The following is a 19,467-nucleotide window of genomic DNA, read 5'->3' as shown; positions in this document are numbered from 1 at the left end:
TGCTAAAAAATTATAAGTAAATGGAAGATAGTATAACAATGGATTTAGAATCCGGTCTATCATTACCTATTATGGAGCATTTTTACACCATTCAAGGGGAAGGTAGATATACCGGTACGGCTGCATACTTTATAAGAATAGGCGGTTGTGATGTAGGATGTCATTGGTGTGATGTAAAAGAAAGTTGGAATCCTTCTATTCATCCGGTTAGTTCTGTAGATAAAATTGCCGAAACGGCTGCTTCCCAATCGAAAACCATTGTTTTAACCGGAGGAGAACCTTTAATGTGGAATTTAGAGCCCTTAACGTCCAGACTAAAAAATTTGGGTTGCCGAATACATATCGAAACTTCGGGAGCTTATCCTCTATCGGGACATATTGATTGGATCTGTCTGTCTCCTAAAAAAACAGCCCTTCCTCTCGAAAGTGTGTATGCAAAAGCAAACGAATTAAAAGTAATTGTTTATAATAATCATGACTTTATTTTTGCTGAAGAACAGGCTTCTAAAGTAAATGATAATGCCATTTTATATTTACAACCTGAGTGGAGTAATAGGAATAAAGTTACTCCAAAAATCATTGATTATGTGATGAAAAACCCTAAATGGCAAGTTTCTTTACAAACTCATAAATATTTAAACATTCCTTAACAACAGCAATTGATAAAGTCTAATCCTATATCATTAAAAAACCCTTCTGCCTTCATTTTTTAGTTTTTAATGCCTTTAATCTTTATTTGAATTAGCAGAATCATGTCTTTATAAACGATTACTATCAGATTTCAATATCTTTTAATTAATTCATCCTTTTGAGTTTATATCATTTAATAGGATAAATTATTTTTTTTTACTATCTTAATAAAAAATTCGGGAAGTTATCGTGAAATTTTTTTATGTATATAGTTTTTTTTTATTCTTCAATAAAAAAGAATTATGCTTACACAACGTAGGGACTTTGTTTTATTGACTAATTTTGAAATGTAAAAAATGAAATAATATTTTGATAAACAAAACAATAAAATTATGTCAATAGTAGGTAAAAAATTTCCAAACATTTCAATAGATGCCATGGATCACATGGGGGATGATTTAAAGATCAATATTTTTGAGGAGGCAACTAAAAAAAATAAAAAAGTTTTATTATTTTGGTATCCTAAAGATTTTACTTTCGTTTGTCCTACCGAACTTCATGCTTTCCAGCAAGCACTACCTGAATTTGAAAAAAGAAATACTATAGTTATAGGGGCTTCATGTGATACTAACGAAGTACATTTTGCCTGGTTAAATACACCTAAAGACAATGGCGGTATAGAAGGGGTCACTTATCCAATCTTAGCAGATACAACACGTAATCTTTCTAATATTTTAGGAATTTTAGATATTGAATCTTCCGAATATGATGAAGATTATGAAACTGTGATATTGAAAGGATCCAATGTTGCATACAGAGCAACCTTTTTAATCGATGAAGAGGGAAAAGTTTTCCATGAAAGTATTAATGACATGCCATTAGGAAGAAATGTTCAAGAATATTTACGCCTTATAGATGCCTATACTCATGTTCAAAAATTCGGTGAAGTATGTCCGGCTAACTGGGAAGAAGGAAAAGATGCGATGAATGCCAATCGTAAAGGAGTATCGGATTATTTATCTTCTCATTAATTATAATTTAAAATACAAAAAAATGGTACAAGAATTACAAGAAGATAATTTAAGTGAAATTATCAAAGAATCTCCGATCGTTCTCGTTCAGTATGCCGCTTCATGGTGTGGAAACTGTAAAATTATGAAGCCGAAATTTAAAAAAATTGGCGAAGAAAACAGCACCATTCCTTTTTTAATTGTTGATGCGGAAAAATTTCCTGAATCTAGAAAATTAGCAAATGTGACTAACTTACCGACTTTTGCTTCTTTTAAAGACGGAAAGCTGGTTAATCAAATACAAACAAATAAAATAGAACCTTTACAAGAATTAGTAAATGAAGTTACCCATAATTAAACATTTAACTCAATTCATTGAAAATAATGATGAAGATTATATCAATGAAACAATTGAAACCTTAGAGAACTTAACGGAAGCTCCGGGTTTGAAAGATGAAGAATTAGATGTTTTAGGAGAAGTGCTCTCTAATATGTACGGAGCTATTGAAGTTAATAAGCTAATGAGAGAGGGTATGGATGAAAAAAATGCTTTAAATGCATTTATGAAACGTGTCCTCGGATCAATTGATAAATAGTCTATACTTTTAAATTTAATTTTTAAAAGCCTTGCAAGATTTTTCTTGTGAGGTTTTTTTATTTTTAAAAATGACTATTAAGGTAAATATTATTTTCATATTTCATGTCGAAACCGTAATTTCGTAAATTAAAATAAATTAAATTACGAATAAATGGCTATTCTTGGACAAATAAGAAAAAGAAACGGGTTATTAATAGGTTTTGTTGCTGTAGCATTATTATTATTTTTATTAGGTGGAATTGATTGGAGCAGAATTGGCAAGAAAGATCCCAATGTTTTGGGAAAAGTAAACAAAGAAGCGATCTCACGCCAGGAATATTATAGTCAACTTAGTCTTCTTTCTTCTCAGTACCAAGGGCAATATCCGGAAAATTTACTTGAAGGACAAGTTTGGAATTCGTTAATTGAACAAAAATTAATTGAGCAAAAATTTAATGCCTCAGGATTAATTTTAACTGATAAAATGATTTGGAATATGGCCAAATCCTCTCCTTTGTTTAACAATCCTCAATTCAAAGATAAAAGTGGAAATATTAATACCAAATTGATTCAGGATGAATTTCAAAAAATGGAAGAAAGCCAAAATGCCTCTCCGCAATACAGAGAATATTTCCAAACTATGATGACTTTAAAAAAGAATTTTGGTTATCAAGCAATGGGTAAACAATATTTAGGGACTTACGGTTCCGGAATGTTAACCAATAACAAGGAAATTGAACTTTTAGCACAAAATCAATCCAATATTGCAGATATTGAATTCGTTAAAATCGATTATAATACATATCAGAAATCAAACCCTGTTAAGGTCACAGATGAAGATTTAAAAGCTTATATTGAAAAACATAAATCTTTATTTAAAATTGATGAAAACAGAACGCTAGATTTTGTATATTTCTCTGCAAAACCTACTCCTTCCGATGAAAATAACACATTACATTCGTTAAATGCCTTATTGTCTCAATCCATTATTGAAGGAGATACCATTCAAGCATTTGGTTCGGTTAAAAATGATTCACTATATATCAGCGAGTTAAATACCGCACAAATTGCAGATAAACCTTTTATCTCTCAATACAGAAGCGAAAAGCAATTGCCTCAAAACATACAAAATTGGGTAAAAAATGCTTCTATCGGACAAATTTCTAATGCTTATAAAGATAATGGATACTATGTATTATCTAAATTAATCGCTAAAAAAAATACGGATTCTGTAACTGCTAAAAATATATTAATAAGTTACACCGGAGCTCAGCAAATCCAGCCTAAAACTGCCAGAAACAAGGATCAGGCAAAAAAACAAGCGGATGAACTTGCGGCAAAATTAAATGCTAATCCTAGTGATTTTGCAAAATTAGCTTCTCAATATTCAGACGATCCGACGGCTTCCTCGAATAATGGTGAAATGAAGTTAACAACTGCTCAAGATTTTCCTGCTCCTTATAAAAAATTACAACGTTTTTTGGAAACTTCTCCAACAAATAAAGCAGAAGTTATTGAAACTCCTCAGGGATATTTGGTATTAATGATATCTCAAAGGAAACCGGATGAAATTGTTTATAAACTAGCAGATCTTGCGAAAGAAATTAAACCTTCTGAGGAAACTATCGAGACTGCCCGTAAACAATCAACCAATTTCATACAATCCATTCAAGGAAAGTCATCAAGAGAATTTATTGATTTCGCTAAAAAATCTAACTATAAACCACAACAGCAACGTGGCATAGTACGTTTTGGTTCTATGTTGAACGGATTACACACAGATAAAGATTCTGATATTATTGCTTGGGCGTTTGATTCTAAAAGAAAACTTGGTGATACTGAAGTATTCACTACCGGTGACCAAAGTTATATTGTAGCCAGAGTTTCATCTTTATTTAGTAAAGGGTTGGCAGATCCTTCTTTAGTTAGAGATGAAATTGAAACTGAGGTAAGGAATGAAAAGCTGGGTAAGATAATTGCTGAAAAAGTAAATTCAGGAAACAAATCACTTGACAACTTAGCAACTGAATTTAAAACTACAAAAAGCAATGCTTCAATAAGTTTTGATAATCCATCAGTTAACGGAGAATTTGAGCCTAAGGTGGGGGGTGCTGCATTTGGGTTAAAACAAGGAATTACCTCAAAAGCAATTGAAGGAAAAAGCGGAGTTTATTTAATTGTAACTAAATCGATTACTAAAGGACAAGTTGGAGACAAAAAACAGCTTAAAACCTCTTTAATGAGTCAATATGCTCAACAAATGCCTTCTTTACTTTTAAGATCATTAGTTCAAGAGTCAGATATTACCGATTATAGAGGTATCTTGTTAAATCAACAACAAAAATAATTTAGACAATAAATATTAAAAAAAGCATACTTAATTATAAGTATGCTTTTTTGTTTTTAGCGATACTTCCTCAAACAATTTTGAGTTAATTATTCTATTAATTTTAATAAAAAACCTCTCTTATCGAAATAAAAGAGGCTTCTTATAAAAATATTTATTACTTACAATTTATCGATTCAATAGTTTAGCTGCTTCTTTAGCAAAATAGGTAGAAATAAGACCGGCACCTGCTCTTTTTATACATGTTAAGCTTTCAATAATAATTTTATCATTATCTAACCATCCATTTTTTGCAGCCGCTTTAATCATGGCATATTCTCCACTAACCTGAAATACCGAAATAGGCACATCTATTATTTCATTTAATTTAGAGACTATATCTAAATAAGGAAGCCCCGGCTTTACCATAACAATATCTGCGCCTTCTTCAATATCTTTCAAGGCTTCATTGATGGCTTCTTTACTGTTACCGTAATCCATTTGGTAGGTTTTTTTATCTCCAAAACCGGGAGCACTGTCCAGAGCATCTCTAAAAGGACCGTAATACGAACTGGCATATTTCGCTGCATAACTCATAATACCTACTTCATCAAATCCATTTTCTTCTAATGCTTCTCTAATTGCTGCAACTCTTCCATCCATCATATCGCTTGGCGCAATAAAATCTGCTCCTGCTTCTGCATGGCTTAAACTCATTTTTACCAAAGCATCCACGGTTGCATCATTTACAATTTTACCGTTTTCAACAATTCCGTCATGTCCGTAAATTGAATAAGGATCAAGAGCGACGTCCGGCATAATTACCATTTCGGGTACAGCATCTTTAATAGCTTTGATTGATTTTTGCATTAAGCCGTTTTTATTCCATGCTTCTTTGCCTGTATTATCTTTTAAATTTTCACTGATTTTTACATAAATATTCACCGCTTTAACTCCTAAAGACCATAATTCTTTAACCTCTTTAATTGTTAAATCCAATGATTGTCGATATATTCCCGGCATAGAAAAAATTTCTTCTTTTATATTTTCTCCTTCTGCAATAAATATCGGCATGATAAAATCATCGGTAGTTAAAATCGTTTCTCTTACTAAATCTCTTATGGCTTGAGTTGATCTTAATCTTCTATTTCTATTATATAGTATCATTTTTTGTTATTTCGTGTTAATAGTTGACCTTAAAAGGTATAATTTAAAAGAATTTGGTAAAAACCAATAAGATAAATAAAATCTTATTCAGTTTAAAAAATTATATTACATTTTTATACCACTCCTATCTGCAAAATATTCTGCAAATTTTCTTATTTCTTCTGCTATTTCTTCCTCATCTGTGGCTCTCTGATAAGAATCTCCTAAAGAATGCAATACTTGATGAAAAAACCGCTTCATATCATCAACAGGCATTTCTTTGGTCCATAAATCAATCCTTAAAGCTTCTTTAACTTTATCATCCCAAACAGATAATAAAATAGCTTTACTTTCTGCTCCAATTACTCCTCCGTCCGGGGCTGCCCATACAATTTTTTCGGGTATATGGTTTTCATCTAATTGTACATTAAAATTTATTTCAGTTTCTTTCATTAGCTCCTATTAAAATATTACGTTGTTTTGTATCTTTAAATATTAGTGTGTATCAACCTCAGGATGAGGCTTATATTTGGACTTGGCAAATATTTGCTCATGGTTAGGATTTTTAATAAAGTCTTGAAGGCTTATTTGAGGATTTTCAAGTAAGTACTTTCTACAAATTTGCCATCCGGTCCAACAACCTATTCTCCCCGGACTTTGAGAGTCTACCTCCGTATAAAATTTAGAAAAAGGCGCTAACGATAAAAACCGATCAGATAAAGAAATATCGTCACTAAACACATAATTACTTTCAATAAAGAAATTCCATATTTCATATTCGTTAGTTTTCGCCCAATTTATCTGGTCTTGGGTATATCCTATTTTATAACAATCTTTTACTTCCGGCAAAAAGGCATCTTCCAAAACTAAAATTTTGCCTTGATAAATCATTTGTGAAACAAAAGATTGGCTGTTCGTCTCTCGCGGAACTATTGCCATTCCTTTAATTATTTCTTTTGCCGTTTTTGATGAAAAATAGTCCATGCTCATTGTTCTCTGGATATATTTATCTATATTCATCATATTATAGTATTTATTATCAAAACCTAAAAAGCAATCTGTAGCAATAAGTAAATAATTATTTTGTGGAATATATGTAATCGGATTCAAATAATCTGAGGTAAATGATGAATATAAATATACTGCGGGAGATTTAAATTCCGGATAATAATACTTGATATGCTGAAAAAGATTCTCTAATTCAGCTTTAATTCTATCGTTAGAAACTTTTTTCTTTATTTCAGAATAAATATTGAGTTCTGTACTATCCCTTCGATCTTTTTCAAATCGGGAATCCGGGGTATTCTGACTCAAATAAAAAGGATATTTTTTTCTGAAATTCGGTATTGAAATATCTAAATTGTAAAAATCTTTTGCTATATCATGAATTTCAACAGGTTCTTGTATCTCGCTAACCTCTACTTTCCACCTCTTATTCAAATCTTCTTTATTGTTTTTATGAGTGCAGCTTATTACTAATAACAATACTGTAAGATATTTAATAATCTTCATTATCTTTACACTTGATTTTTAAATATATAATATTACGCGCAAAGATACAATATTATGAAAACAACCAGAGTAATTTCCTATATTGTTAATTGGTTAAACGATTATCTCAAAAATAGTAGAGCAAAAGGATTTGTTGTAGGAGTATCCGGAGGAATAGATTCCGCTGTAGTTTCTACATTAGCTGCTGAAACCGGTAAACCCGTTTTAGTTTTAGAGATGCCTATTCATCAACCGGAAGACCAAGTTACTCGAGCCAGAGAACATATAAAATATCTTACTGAACACTATACAAATGTTACCGGAAAAACTATAAATTTAACCAACACTTTTGAGGCTTTAAAATCTGATTTAGAAGCGGATGAATCTCATGAAAAAAACAATTTATCTTTAGCCAATACTCGGTCTCGTCTTCGTATGACTGCCTTATATTATTATGCAGGACTCAACAATTTCTTGGTTTGTGGAACAGGTAATAAAATAGAGGATTTTGGTATCGGCTTTTTTACTAAATATGGAGATGGAGGAGTTGATATCAGCCCTATTGCCGACCTCTTAAAAAGTCAGGTTTTTGAAATAGCCAAAGAATTACATGTTTCCGAATCTATTCAGAAAGCGAAACCTACCGATGGTCTTTGGACTGATGACCGATCTGATGAAGACCAAATTGGAGCATCCTATCCGGAATTGGAATGGGCAATGAATGTTCATGAAAATTATAAGGCTTCTGATTTTACAGGAAGAGAACGTGAAGTTTTCGAAATTTATGATCGATTAAACAGACTCGCTCAACATAAAATTAATCCTATTCCGGTTTGTAAAATTCCTAAAGAATTACTTGATTAAACTTTGTTAAGGATACTGTTTAACTACACGGTTACTATAATTATTAATTGTTCTTAGTTCATCTATATATTAGTTGTAAAAAAAGAACAAACCATCAAATAGTTAAACATGTAAAAAAGATTTAAAAATTAATAATTTATTTTTCTATAACTCATTCAATTATTATTTTTGTTTTAGAAATTAAACTTGATTATGGGACGCGCATTTGAATATAGAAAAGCTTCAAAATTAGCCAGATGGGACAAAATGGCAAAACAGTTCAGCCGTATTGGTAAAGAAATTGCAATTGCTGTAAAAGCCGGTGGCCCTAACCCTGAATCTAACCCTGCACTTCGTCGTTGTTTACTTAATGCGAAAGGTGTAAATATGCCTAAAGACAATGTAGAAAGAGCGATTAAAAAGGCTTCAGGGGCAGATGCAGAACAATACGATGAAATAACCTATGAAGGATATGGACCGGGAGGAATTGCCATTTTTTTAGAATGTACTACTAATAATCCTACCCGAACTGTAGCCAATGTTCGTGCTATATTTAACAAATTTGAAGGAAATCTGGGCAAAAATGGAGAACTTACATTTATTTTTGATCGAAAGGGGATTTTTACTTTAGATAAGTCAAATCTTACTATGGATTGGGACAGTTTTGAATTGGAAATGATTGACGCAGGAGCCGAAGAAATTGAAGAAGATGAAAATGAAGTGATTATAACCTCTTCTTTTGAAGATTTTGGTTCTATAAACCATAAATTTGAAGAATTGGGTATAGAGCCTAAGAGTGCAGAATTACAAAGGTTGCCTAACAATACAAAAGCTCTTCCGTTAGAACAGGCACAAACTATTTTGAAAATGCTTGAAAAATTTGAAGACGATGATGATGTTCAACAAGTATTTCATAATATGGAAATTACTGAAGAATTGCAAAACGCTGTAAATTAGAATTTTTCACATATATAAAAAATAGAAAGTTTCTTATGCTTATAAGAAGCTTTTTATTTTTTTTATATCTATCGTATTCCTGTTAAATCATTAAGCAATAACTTAAACAATTTTAAATTATTAGTTGATTTTTACAACCAGAAATCTAAAATTGGTTAATTTATGTTCGATTGATCTTAGCTAATTTTTTTTCGACCCATAGCGTTGCGAACGGGAAAAAGGCTGACATTAATACAAATACAAAATCTTCATCATCCCATTTATAATGCTTTCTAACTAAAATCGCCAATATAATATATGCGGTAAAAAATAAACCGTGTATCATACCCGTCGGAATCATAAATAAGGTATAATGAAAAAAATATTTTAAGGGCATGGCTACTAAAAAAAGTAAGAAACAACTTATGCATTCTGCATAACAAGCTAAATTAAAATATTTTTCTACCTTTTTTTTATTCATTTGCTTACCTTTACTCGTACAAAAATAATCATTTATCAAGATAATTTTTGCATTTACATAAATGGTTCGTATTATCTTTTTATTTAGATACTACTGTATGTGAATACATCTTTAGTTCAATTTCATCTTTTTTTATTATATAAAATCAGAATATATATCTTATTGTATATCAATTATTAAATATTATATAGCAATAGCAAGGCACTTAACACCTAATTTATATCATGTCTATGTTAATATATAATAAATAATTTGTACCTTATGAGAAAAAAAAATAATATGATGAAAAAAAGATTTGTATTATATGCATTAGCCGGTTTTTGCGCATTTAACCTCAGTAAGGCGCAAACCTATCCCCAAATCGTTGTAAATAATCAAAGATTTTCTGATTGGAACAAAGATGGAAAACTACAACCTTATGAAGATACTCGACTGTCGGATTATGAAAGAATTAATGATTTAATTTCTCGTTTATCTGTTGATGATAAAATACATTTACTCTTGGGTACGGGAATGGTTGGATTTGAAATGTTGAAAGGGTTTGAAGCTATAGACCCTAAAGGAGTCACAATACCAAGCTATCTTATTCCCGGGTCAGCAGGTTCAACTACACCCATTGACAAATGGGGCGTTCCTGCAGTAATATTTACCGATGGTCCTGCAGGTGTCCGCATTTCTTATAAAAGAAAAGGAGAAACAAGAACTTATTATGCCACAGGTTTTCCTGTAGGGGCCCTTATTTCGACCACTTGGGATACAGAATTAGCAAAAGAAGTTGGAAATGCTATTGGAGATGAAGCCTTAAAATATGGCTCGGATATTCAATTGGCTCCGGCATTAAACATCATTCGCAACCCTTTGTGTGGGCGTAATTTCGAGTATTTCTCAGAAGATCCTTTAATAGCCGGTAAATTCGCTTCAGCGATCACACAAGGAATTCAAAAAAACGGTGTGGGTGTTTCTTTAAAACATTTTGCCGCAAACAATAGTGAAAACAATCGAATGGACTTAGATGTTCATCTATCTCAAAGAGCGTTACGAGAAATTTACCTACGCGGATTTGAAATTGCTGTTAAAGAATCTAATCCAGCAACCATTATGTCTTCTTACAATAAAATTAACGGGACTTACACTTCGGCAAGTTATGACTTATTAACTACCATTTTACGTCACGAATGGGGCTTCAAAGGAGCAGTAATTACAGACTGGTTTGGCGGATATGCCAATGTATCAGCTATAAGTGATACCAGCCATGATGGAATAAGTAAAGATTCTTATGATGAAAACATATTTGCAAAGCAATTACATGCAGGAAATGATTTGTTAATGCCGGGTACACAAGTACAATTTGAAACCCTTAAAAAATACATTGAAACTAAACGTCTTTCTATAGAAGATGTAAATAATTGCTTGAGAAATGTATTGGAAATGATCTATAAATCTCCACGGGTAGCTGGTTATGTACCAACTAATAATCCGGATTTGAAATCCCATGCACTTTTAAGCAGAAAAGCAGCTTCAGAAGGTATGGTTTTATTAAAAAATGAGCAAGGGGCTTTACCTTTAAATAAAGGAAGTAAAATAGCCTTATTTGGAAGTGGTTCATATAATATTATAGCAGGAGGAACAGGAAGTGGAAATGTAAATAAAGCATATGTAATTTCTTTACCTAAAGGATTGGAAGATAACGGTTATGTGATTGATAAAAATTTAAATCAAACCTATTCTCAATTTGTTAAGGAGGAATTAGCTAAAACTGAGGAATTAAAGAAAAAATTACTCGCTATCTTACCAACTTTAACTCAGCCGACCATTAAGGAAAAAGCGATCCAAAACAGTGCTAAAGAAAATGATATTGCAATCATTACTATTGGAAGAGAAGCGGGTGAATCCGGAGACAGAAAAATTCCTGATGATTTTGATCTTTCCGAAAAAGAACAAAATTTAATTTCTGAAGTATCAAAAGCATTTCATCAACAAAATAAAAAAGTGGTTGTGATTATAAATTCAGGAAGCGCTATTGAAACTTCCAGTTGGAAAGATAAAGTAGATGCTATAGTTTGGGCAAGTCTTCCCGGTCAGGAAGGTGGTTATGCTATAACCGATGTACTTTCAGGAGCTGTGAATCCATCCGGAAAATTAACTCAAACCCTACCTGTTAAATATACAGATGTTTCTTCTTCTTCTAATTTTGACGGAGTTCCGCCGGAAAAACCAACTGACGTATCTTATAAGGAAGGCATTTATGTGGGATACAGATATTTTAACACATTTAATGTTATTCCATCTTATGAATTTGGGTACGGCCTTTCTTATACAAAGTTCGACTATTCTGAACCTGTATTGAGTTCCGCTGAATTTAATCAAAAACTTTTGATCTCTCTTAAAGTTAAAAATACAGGAAGTGTTGCAGGTAAAGAAGTTGTTCAATTGTATCTTTCAACTCCTAAAGGGAATATAGATAAACCATCAAAAGAATTAAAGGGATTTGTTAAGACCAGAGTATTGAAACCGGGAGAAACTCAAGTGGTATTTTTCGAACTTCAACCCAAAGACTTAGCTTCTTTTAATCCTTTGGCTTCCGCATGGATTGCCGATGCTGGAATCTATAAAATTGAGTTTAACTCATCTCTTACTAACACTAAGCAAGTATCTAATTTTTCATTACCAAATAAGTTAATTGTTGAAAAAGTAAACAATGTGTTAAATAATGATCTTAATTTTCAAGATTTAAAATCTAATAGATAAATCATAATCCATTATTTTTAAAGTCATATTAATTTAACAGAGCGGAAAATAAAATATTTTCCGCTCTTTTTTATATACTATGTTTCTCCCATTATTTTATCAAAAAATTTATTAGTACTTTTAACCTTCGTAAAAATATATTTTCAATCCATGTCTATAGCAGATTCATTACAAACAACTTTAGAAACCCTACCCTCTAATGTTCAATTAATAGCCGTTTCAAAAACTCATCCTGCAAAGGAAATTGAAGAAATGTATCAATGTGGACAGATCGATTTCGGTGAGAATAAAGTTCAAGAATTAGTTGAAAAATATAATCAATTGCCTAAAAATATTCGCTGGCATCAAATTGGGCATTTACAAAAGAATAAAGTAAAATATATTGCTCCTTTTGTTTATTTGATACATTCTGTTGATCGTTTGGAATTGCTTGATACTATTGAAAAAGAGGCGGTAAAAAATAATCGTCCGATTTCTGTTTTATTACAAATAAAAATAGCTCAAGAAGATTCTAAATATGGATTAACTTTCGATTCGGCTCTTGAAATACTTAAGCTTAAAAAGGATGGAATGTTTCCACATGTTACTATTCTTGGTCTTATGGGTATGGCTTCATTTACTGATAATACTTCTCAAATTGAAAAAGAATTTTCTTCTCTTCACGATTTTTATATAACCCATCAAAATGAATATGGTCTATCGATTTTATCCATGGGCATGTCGGATGATTATCTAATTGCCATAAAGTGCGGAAGTAATATGGTTAGAATTGGATCTAAATTATTTGGAAAACGAAATTATACTGCGTAATTTTTTACGGGAATTGTTTGATAAGCTATTTCTTTTAACATATTGTCTTGGGTAAAGAGAAAATCAATTCTGCCTAATAATAAACCGGCCCATCCCACTTGATTGAGCAATACTACTTTGCCTTCTTTGTTTAGATATTTTTCCGGTTCTTTAAAAAAGGTATGTGTATGGCCTCCGAGTATTAAATCTATATTCGATGTTTGCTGACACAATTTCACATCGCAAATTTTATCGGGAAAATTAGGATATTTATATCCTATATGGGAAAGGCAAATTACTAGATTACATTTTTTTTCTTTTTTTAGCATTCTTGCTCGATCTTGTGCAATTTCTATAGGGTCCAGATATTTAGTTTCTAAATAATTCTTTTTTTCAACCAATCCGGCTAATTCAACTCCTAACCCAAATAATCCTATTTTAATGCCTCCCTTTTTTATGATTTTATAATCTTTGGTTAATCCTTCCAACAGCGTATTGCTAAAATCATAGTTTGAACAAAGAAAATCAAATTTAGCATGTGGCAGTTGTTTTTTAAATCCCTCCAATCCATTATCAAATTCATGATTTCCCATAGTTGAAGCTTCATATCCCATGGTTGACATTAATTTAAACTCCAGTTCACCTCCGAAAAAATTGAAATAAGGAGTTCCTTGAAAAACATCACCCGAATCTAATAATAATACCTGTGCTTCTTGTTTTCGTATAGCATCTATTAAAGTTGCTCTTCTGGCAAAACCTCCTTGATTGGGATTTTTGGTATAAGTCGCCGGAAAAGGGTCTATTCTACTATGTTGATCATTGGTATGTACTATGGTTATTTTTTTGTCTGATTGTAAAACACGGGAAGCAAATGATAGGGAGGGAAAACTTAAAGCTCCTCCTGCTAAAGCAGCTGTTTTGATAAAATCTCTTCTTTTCATTTGAATTTTTTTAATCTTCAAAGACTAATCTTTGACCTTTAATGTCCGGCAATACTTTGTAATTTTTTACCTGTTCTAATAGAATATCTCGTAATTTTAAATGAGTGATTTCTTGGGCATCCGATTTCATGAAAAAATTCATTCTATCTCCGCCATTCATTAGATAATCTATGGTAACAACCCAATATTTTTTTGTTGGATCAAAATTTTTACCTTCAATTTGTGCAAAAATCAATTTATCTTTTTTATATACTAATTTTATTCCTGCCAACGGATGCCCTTTTTTTTCAATTCTTAAATAATCAAACATTTCCTTCATTTGAGTTTCATCTAATTGTAAAAGGACCATCTCATTTTCAAAGGGTGATACTTCAAATATATTTTCAACAGTAACTACTCCTTTAGGGATTATAGTTCTGATTCCGCCGCTGTTTAACAAACAAAAATCGGGTTCAGGTTTATTGTTTGTTTTAGCATATTTTTTAGCATATTCTAATACTAAGTCTGCTAATAAATTTCCTTCGTTGCTGGAGTATCCTGCTTTGGTGAAGTCTACATTGGCATAACTAATGGGTTGATTCATTATTGAATCTAATTGTTTTTTATATGGATAAATGAAATTTATAATTTGTGAATCCGATTTAATTGAATCAGTAATTTTTTTATTAAGATGTATTTGGTACACCTCTTTTACCTTATTTGTTTTACAATGTATCAATAACAACAAAAGGAAATTTAAAAAAATCACCTTACAAATTAATTTCATAATATTATAATCTATTGATTTAAAATTATATAAAATCCATTAGATGCACAATTTTTTAATAGAAATTATTTTTAGACCAAAAGGATTCATATAAATTTGAATTTTTATTTAATTCTGCTTCTAAGCTATCTTTCCCCATTATTTCTATTAGAGTTTTCTGATCATTATAAAGTGATCTTCCAAACCCTAGACCTTTAGCTTTTATTTCTCCTCCTATACTTTCAATAATTGTTGGAAACCAATCATAGGTTGTAAATTTTCTATTCTTAGATTGAATAGGTTTTTTTCTCGAATTAATAATACAATTATAGGGGTATCTTTGACATTTAATTTTATTAAAAAATTTTTCATCCATAGACAAGTGGTCTCCTAATAAGACTATAGTAGTATTTTCATAAAAGGGCTGAGCTTGAATCCACTTTATAAAATCATATATTTGTTTGCTTGAATAAGATATTACATTGGCGTATTGTTCTTTATATAAAATCTTAGCTTCTGATTCTAAATACCCATTTGAAAAATGGGTGTTTAGGGTGTTAATAATAACACTAAATGGCTTTTTTTTCTGAGATAATCGATTTATTTCATGTTTTGAGAACTCAAATAATTTTGAATCTTCTATTCCCCACCATACAAAATAATCTTTCGGAATCATTTGTTTTTCTTTAAAATAGTTATAGTCTACTATTTTAAAATTTCCATGAAATTGAAAAAATTTTTTCATGCCTGAATAATTCGAATCTGATCCTTGAATTAATAATTGAGTATATCCATTCTTTTCAAGTATATCTCCTAAGGTAATTACTCCTGGCAGAAAAGATTCATATGTAGATATATCATTGCCCTTCAATGGAATTTTTAAAGGGAGACCTGAATTTGATGAAACCATAGCGGCTATAGTCCATCCAGTAAAACTAACTTGAATACCTCCCCCAACGTTTTCTGTTGCACTAAAATTTAGGTTTTCGTTAGCCAACTTGGTTAATTCGGGTATTATATTTGTATCAAAACAACCGCCTTCTTTTTTTGATTGCATTGTTGATTCGATTGATTCTAAATAAATGAGGATTAAATTATTGGAATTTTTAGGAATTTTAATGTCTACATTTTTAGGATTAATGTATTCTTCATTATAAAAATCTGTTTCTTTAAAAAAATAATTATAAATGTTATTTACCTTTATATGTGTAGCAAAAAACCATATAGATATCGTTAGTGTTATAAAAGAAAAAATAGATACATTCCTATAGTTTTTTAAAAAAACAATAGGATATAATTGAAACTTATTTTTCAATTTAAAAATTCTTATATATAAAAATAATTTATTAGGTTTATAAAAATTTGTAGATAGAATTATTAATAATATAACTACAATTGATGAAAAAATTAAAGACTTTGTAATTAATTTTAATATATATTCATGATTGGGATTATAATCACGGACATTTATATGAAACCATAGTTGTTCAAAAACAACCCCATTAAAATTATTAATAATCCAATTTGCTGTACTAAATATAAGTATAGAAATAAATATGGTGATATATGAAAATATTTGTACTAGCTTTTTAAATGTTTTAAACATTATTTTCCTCTAAAAACTAAAATTGTCTTAACTTTTTTAATTATTACATAAGCTATTACTGAATTTAATATTGCAAATATTAATGCTAATAATAAATATTTTATACAAAAACCTATTGTATATAAACTTTTATCTTCTAAAGACAAATCTATATTGGTTAAAAAATAAAAGCTTCCAATAACCATAAAATTTATTACGTTAATAAAAATAATAGCTCTTTTAATATATATATAAAAATTAGTTGATTTGTTTAATAAATATTCAAGAAAGGATGCAGATATAAAAGCAGGTAAAATGAACAATATTATTTGTATCATATTTTAAATATAATTTCAAAAAATTTTATCTTCTCACCAAATATAGTTAATTTTTTGAACCTACTAAAACATTGGTATAAATAATTTCATATTTATGTATTTAAAATATACAAATTACATTATATAAGATTTATTATTTAAAAAAATTTTTAAAAAATTTTTTTGTCTATAATATAATTTATTATATTACGCAACATAATATAAGGAACTTTTAATATTTACTATGTTTATCATAGAATAAATCACTTTATAGAGAATATTCATTTCAACATACTATTTTTAATTAATTTTAATTAAATCAATATTATTTATATTTGTAAAGATTATAATTATCTTAAGTAGATGAAAATCCTTATAACTGGAATAGCAGGGTTTATTGGGTACCATTTAGCTGAGTATTTAGCCACAAGAGGAGATGAGATAATTGGAATTGATAGTATTAATGATTATTATGATGTTAATTTAAAATATGGAAGACTTGTTGAATTAGGTTTTAACAATTCGGAATTTGAATATAATAAAATCATTGTAAGCGCTAAACATCCCAATCTTTCTTTTATAAAACTCAATTTAGAAGACAAAATTAAATTAGAACATTTATTTGCCGAAAAAAAATTTGATTATGTTATTAATTTAGCAGCTCAAGCAGGAGTTAGGTATTCATTAATAAATCCAAATGCTTATATTGATTCTAATATAGTTGGTTTTATTAATATTTTAGAATGCTGTCGAAATTATCCCGTAAAACATTTGACTTTCGCCAGTAGTTCAAGTGTATATGGTTTAAATTCCAAACAACCTTTTTCTACTAAAGATAATGTTGATCATCCTGTAAGTTTATATGCTGCTAGTAAGAAAAGTAATGAGTTAATGGCCCATACCTATAGCCATCTATTTGGTATTCCTACAACTGGATTACGTTTTTTTACTGTATATGGTCCTTGGGGGAGACCTGATATGGCGTTTTTTATTTTTACCAAGGCCATTTTAGAAAATAAACCAATAAATATTTATAATTATGGTAACATGAAGCGGGACTTTACTTATATATCTGATATTATTCAAGGTATCGTAAAAGTAAATGACAATCCGCCTAAAGAAAATAAAAATTGGAACACTATGGATCCTGATCCATCTTCTTCTCAAGCTCCATATAAAATCTATAATATAGGTAATAGTAAGCCTGTAGAACTCATGACTTTTGTTAAAACTATTGAAGATAAATTAAATAAAAAAGCTATCATAAATTTACTCCCTATACAACCCGGTGATGTTCCATCAACATATGCTGATGTTACTGACTTAATTGAAACATTAGACTACAAACCTGAGGTTTCCGTCAATGATGGAATTAAAAATTTTATTACATGGTATAGAAATTATTATTCTATATAATTGAAAAAATCATGCTGTCTTACTTTAAAGATATTAAGATATGTATAATCGGTCTTGGATATGTTGGGCTACCTTTGGCTATTGAATTTGCTAAAAAATATAAGGTTATAGGTTATGATATATCATCTGAAAGAATTTCTCAATTAATGAATTTTGAGGATATAACATTAGAAATAGCATCAGAAGAAATATCAAAAGTATTAGTAAATTCTACAAACAGCTTTAAAAATAATATCGGTTTTTATCCTACAACCAATTTACAAGACATAAGTGATTCAAACATATATATCGTTACAGTACCTACGCCAGTCGATTCATCTAACAAGCCAGATTTGAGCTTTTTAAATTCAGCAAATATAACTATAGGTAAGGTAATTGAAAAAGGAAATATAGTTATCTATGAATCTACATTTTATCCAGGATGTACCGAAGAAGAATGTATTCCTATTATTGAAAAAATATCTGGATTAAAATATAATTTAGATTTTTTCGCAGGATATTCTCCGGAAAGAATTAATCCTGGAGATAAAATTAATACTTTATCTAAAATAAAAAAAATTACATCTGGTTCAACTCCATATATTGCTGACATAGTAAATAACTTGTATGCATCAATTATTACCGCTGACACGTATAAAACAAGTAGTATTATAGTGGCAGAGTCTGCTAAGATAATTGAAAATGCTCAACGAGATATAAATATCGCTTTTGTTAATGAGCTGGCAAAAATATTTAATTTATTAGAAATAGATACTACAGAAGTTTTAGAAGCAGCCGGAACTAAATGGAATTTTATACCATTTAAACCAGGGCTAGTCGGAGGCCATTGCATAGGAGTAGATTCTTACTATTTAGCCCAAAAGGCTCTGAAAATAGGTTATCATCCAGAAATTATACTTGCAGGGAGAAAATTAAATGATTCCATGCCTCATTATATTGCTTCTGAAGTTATTAAGTTAATGGCTAAAAAGAATATTACAATAAACAATTCTAAAGTATTAATTTTAGGAATAACTTTTAAAGAAAATTGTAACGATATTAGGAATAGTAAAATTATAGATATTGTTTATCAACTTAATGAATACGGTATTTACGTTTGGGTTTATGATCCAATTGCTATTTCTGAGAACGTTGAAAAAGAATTTGGGTTAAAAAACATAAACACCATACCAGATCAAGTATATGATGGAATTATTTTAGCTGTTTCTCATAATATTTTTAAAAAATTTAATTTAAAAAAATATTTGAAAAAAAATTCCTTCATTTATGATTGTAAATCATTCTTTGACAAAGAAATGGTTGATAAACGTCTTTAAAAATTTGTACTATGAAAAATCCTTTAATTACTTTTCTGTCCCAGTTTATATTTAAAAAATTTATCCTTTATGATTGTAAATCATTCTTTGATAAAGATATGGTTGGTAATCGTCTTTTAAAAATTTTTACTATGAAAAATCCTTTAATTACTGTTTCTATCCCAGTTTAT

At 29.9% G+C, this 19,467-nt stretch carries 18 protein-coding genes; 11 read left to right on the top strand and 7 right to left on the bottom strand.

Going from position 1 to position 19,467, the window contains the following annotated elements:
* Positions 1-20: 20 nt before the first annotated feature.
* The 5 genes from GFV00_RS08935 (at position 21) to GFV00_RS08915 (ending at position 4,564) form a co-directional block, all read left to right on the top strand.
* Positions 21-650 carry a 7-carboxy-7-deazaguanine synthase QueE gene (locus GFV00_RS08935; protein ID WP_160542858.1) on the top strand — a complete coding sequence of 210 codons (630 nt, stop codon included), beginning with the start codon at positions 21-23 and terminating at the stop codon, positions 648-650.
* Positions 651-1,022: 372 nt separating this feature from the next.
* A complete protein-coding gene (locus GFV00_RS08930; RefSeq protein WP_160542859.1) occupies positions 1,023-1,661 on the top strand; it encodes a peroxiredoxin in 639 nt (212 codons plus the stop codon).
* Positions 1,662-1,683: 22 nt separating this feature from the next.
* Positions 1,684-1,998, top strand: a complete 315-nt coding sequence (locus GFV00_RS08925; protein ID WP_105296559.1) for a co-chaperone YbbN — start codon at positions 1,684-1,686, stop codon at positions 1,996-1,998.
* Positions 1,979-2,236 carry a hypothetical protein gene (locus GFV00_RS08920; RefSeq protein WP_160542860.1) on the top strand — a complete coding sequence of 86 codons (258 nt, stop codon included), beginning with the start codon at positions 1,979-1,981 and terminating at the stop codon, positions 2,234-2,236. Before GFV00_RS08925 ends, GFV00_RS08920 begins: the two co-directional genes overlap by 20 nt.
* Positions 2,237-2,389: 153 nt before the next feature.
* Positions 2,390-4,564 carry a SurA N-terminal domain-containing protein gene (locus GFV00_RS08915; protein ID WP_160557697.1) on the top strand — a complete coding sequence of 725 codons (2,175 nt, stop codon included), beginning with the start codon at positions 2,390-2,392 and terminating at the stop codon, positions 4,562-4,564.
* A gap of 168 nt (positions 4,565-4,732) precedes the next feature.
* Here GFV00_RS08915 and hemB read toward each other — a convergent pair whose 3' ends face one another.
* The 3 genes from hemB to GFV00_RS08900 all read right to left on the bottom strand — a co-directional run bounded on the left by hemB (position 4,733) and on the right by GFV00_RS08900 (position 7,201).
* A complete protein-coding gene (gene hemB / locus GFV00_RS08910) occupies positions 4,733-5,710 on the bottom strand; it encodes a porphobilinogen synthase (protein WP_160557698.1) in 978 nt (325 codons plus the stop codon).
* Between the two features lie 105 nt (positions 5,711-5,815).
* Complete coding sequence (gldC, locus tag GFV00_RS08905) at positions 5,816-6,142, bottom strand: gliding motility protein GldC (RefSeq protein WP_160542863.1); 327 nt, start codon at positions 6,140-6,142, stop codon at positions 5,816-5,818.
* Between the two features lie 42 nt (positions 6,143-6,184).
* Positions 6,185-7,201: a gliding motility protein GldB gene (locus GFV00_RS08900; protein WP_160557699.1), complete on the bottom strand. Its 1,017-nt coding sequence runs from the start codon at positions 7,199-7,201 to the stop codon at positions 6,185-6,187.
* Positions 7,202-7,255: 54 nt separating this feature from the next.
* On the opposite strand from GFV00_RS08900, the gene nadE reads away from it, so the two are divergent.
* The gene (gene nadE / locus GFV00_RS08895; protein WP_160557700.1) at positions 7,256-8,044 is read left to right on the top strand and encodes an NAD(+) synthase; all 789 of its coding nucleotides are present in this window, start codon (positions 7,256-7,258) and stop codon (positions 8,042-8,044) included.
* A gap of 192 nt (positions 8,045-8,236) precedes the next feature.
* A complete protein-coding gene (locus GFV00_RS08890; RefSeq protein WP_105296552.1) occupies positions 8,237-8,980 on the top strand; it encodes a YebC/PmpR family DNA-binding transcriptional regulator in 744 nt (247 codons plus the stop codon).
* A 160-nt stretch (positions 8,981-9,140) separates the two neighbouring features.
* Here GFV00_RS08890 and GFV00_RS08885 read toward each other — a convergent pair whose 3' ends face one another.
* Positions 9,141-9,440, bottom strand: a complete 300-nt coding sequence (locus tag GFV00_RS08885; protein ID WP_160542867.1) for a DUF3817 domain-containing protein — start codon at positions 9,438-9,440, stop codon at positions 9,141-9,143.
* Between the two features lie 279 nt (positions 9,441-9,719).
* Here GFV00_RS08885 and GFV00_RS08880 point away from each other — a divergent pair, with 279 nt between their 5' ends.
* Both GFV00_RS08880 and GFV00_RS08875 read left to right on the top strand, forming a co-directional pair.
* Positions 9,720-12,188 carry a glycoside hydrolase family 3 protein gene (locus GFV00_RS08880; protein WP_255448842.1) on the top strand — a complete coding sequence of 823 codons (2,469 nt, stop codon included), beginning with the start codon at positions 9,720-9,722 and terminating at the stop codon, positions 12,186-12,188.
* Positions 12,189-12,338: 150 nt separating this feature from the next.
* Positions 12,339-12,998, top strand: coding sequence for a YggS family pyridoxal phosphate-dependent enzyme (locus GFV00_RS08875; RefSeq protein ID WP_160557702.1), 660 nt, complete (start codon positions 12,339-12,341; stop codon positions 12,996-12,998).
* On the opposite strand, the gene GFV00_RS08870 is transcribed toward GFV00_RS08875, so the two are convergent.
* The 3 genes from GFV00_RS08870 to GFV00_RS08860 form a co-directional block, all read right to left on the bottom strand.
* Positions 12,986-13,918 (bottom strand): metallophosphoesterase, encoded by a 933-nt coding sequence (locus GFV00_RS08870; RefSeq protein ID WP_160557703.1) that lies wholly within the window; start codon positions 13,916-13,918, stop codon positions 12,986-12,988. The genes GFV00_RS08875 and GFV00_RS08870 overlap by 13 nt on opposite strands.
* 10 nt (positions 13,919-13,928) lie before the next feature.
* Complete coding sequence (locus tag GFV00_RS08865) at positions 13,929-14,501, bottom strand: 5'-nucleotidase (RefSeq protein ID WP_160557704.1); 573 nt, start codon at positions 14,499-14,501, stop codon at positions 13,929-13,931.
* A 238-nt stretch (positions 14,502-14,739) separates the two neighbouring features.
* Positions 14,740-15,978 carry an LTA synthase family protein gene (locus GFV00_RS08860; protein WP_160557705.1) on the bottom strand — a complete coding sequence of 413 codons (1,239 nt, stop codon included), beginning with the start codon at positions 15,976-15,978 and terminating at the stop codon, positions 14,740-14,742.
* A gap of 950 nt (positions 15,979-16,928) precedes the next feature.
* On the opposite strand from GFV00_RS08860, the gene GFV00_RS08855 reads away from it, so the two are divergent.
* Both GFV00_RS08855 and GFV00_RS08850 read left to right on the top strand, forming a co-directional pair.
* On the top strand, positions 16,929-17,981 hold the full coding sequence (locus GFV00_RS08855) for an NAD-dependent epimerase (RefSeq protein WP_160557706.1): 1,053 nt from the start codon (positions 16,929-16,931) through the stop codon (positions 17,979-17,981).
* An 11-nt stretch (positions 17,982-17,992) separates the two neighbouring features.
* Complete coding sequence (locus GFV00_RS08850) at positions 17,993-19,297, top strand: nucleotide sugar dehydrogenase (protein WP_160557707.1); 1,305 nt, start codon at positions 17,993-17,995, stop codon at positions 19,295-19,297.
* Positions 19,298-19,467 lie beyond the last annotated feature (170 nt).

Source organism: Apibacter sp. B3935, assembly GCF_009827705.1.
GTDB lineage: Bacteria > Bacteroidota > Bacteroidia > Flavobacteriales > Weeksellaceae > Apibacter.
This window is presented reverse-complemented; position numbering and strand designations above follow the sequence as displayed.

Excerpts from the sequence above, each read along its gene's own strand:
- GFV00_RS08930 (WP_160542859.1), top strand. The coding sequence starts at position 1,023 with ATGTCAATAGTAGGTAAAAAATTTCCAAACATTTCAATAGATGCCATG.
- hemB (WP_160557698.1), bottom strand. The coding sequence starts at position 5,710 with ATGATACTATATAATAGAAATAGAAGATTAAGATCAACTCAAGCCATA.
- gldC (WP_160542863.1), bottom strand. The coding sequence starts at position 6,142 with ATGAAAGAAACTGAAATAAATTTTAATGTACAATTAGATGAAAACCAT.
- GFV00_RS08925 (WP_105296559.1), top strand. The coding sequence starts at position 1,684 with ATGGTACAAGAATTACAAGAAGATAATTTAAGTGAAATTATCAAAGAA.
- GFV00_RS08855 (WP_160557706.1), top strand. The coding sequence starts at position 16,929 with ATGAAAATCCTTATAACTGGAATAGCAGGGTTTATTGGGTACCATTTA.
- GFV00_RS08890 (WP_105296552.1), top strand. The coding sequence starts at position 8,237 with ATGGGACGCGCATTTGAATATAGAAAAGCTTCAAAATTAGCCAGATGG.
- GFV00_RS08880 (WP_255448842.1), top strand. The coding sequence starts at position 9,720 with ATGATGAAAAAAAGATTTGTATTATATGCATTAGCCGGTTTTTGCGCA.
- GFV00_RS08850 (WP_160557707.1), top strand. The coding sequence starts at position 17,993 with ATGCTGTCTTACTTTAAAGATATTAAGATATGTATAATCGGTCTTGGA.
- GFV00_RS08915 (WP_160557697.1), top strand. The coding sequence starts at position 2,390 with ATGGCTATTCTTGGACAAATAAGAAAAAGAAACGGGTTATTAATAGGT.
- GFV00_RS08900 (WP_160557699.1), bottom strand. The coding sequence starts at position 7,201 with ATGAAGATTATTAAATATCTTACAGTATTGTTATTAGTAATAAGCTGC.
- nadE (WP_160557700.1), top strand. The coding sequence starts at position 7,256 with ATGAAAACAACCAGAGTAATTTCCTATATTGTTAATTGGTTAAACGAT.
- GFV00_RS08885 (WP_160542867.1), bottom strand. The coding sequence starts at position 9,440 with ATGAATAAAAAAAAGGTAGAAAAATATTTTAATTTAGCTTGTTATGCA.
- GFV00_RS08865 (WP_160557704.1), bottom strand. The coding sequence starts at position 14,501 with ATGAATCAACCCATTAGTTATGCCAATGTAGACTTCACCAAAGCAGGA.
- GFV00_RS08920 (WP_160542860.1), top strand. The coding sequence starts at position 1,979 with ATGAAGTTACCCATAATTAAACATTTAACTCAATTCATTGAAAATAAT.
- GFV00_RS08875 (WP_160557702.1), top strand. The coding sequence starts at position 12,339 with ATGTCTATAGCAGATTCATTACAAACAACTTTAGAAACCCTACCCTCT.
- GFV00_RS08935 (WP_160542858.1), top strand. The coding sequence starts at position 21 with ATGGAAGATAGTATAACAATGGATTTAGAATCCGGTCTATCATTACCT.
- GFV00_RS08870 (WP_160557703.1), bottom strand. The coding sequence starts at position 13,918 with ATGAAAAGAAGAGATTTTATCAAAACAGCTGCTTTAGCAGGAGGAGCT.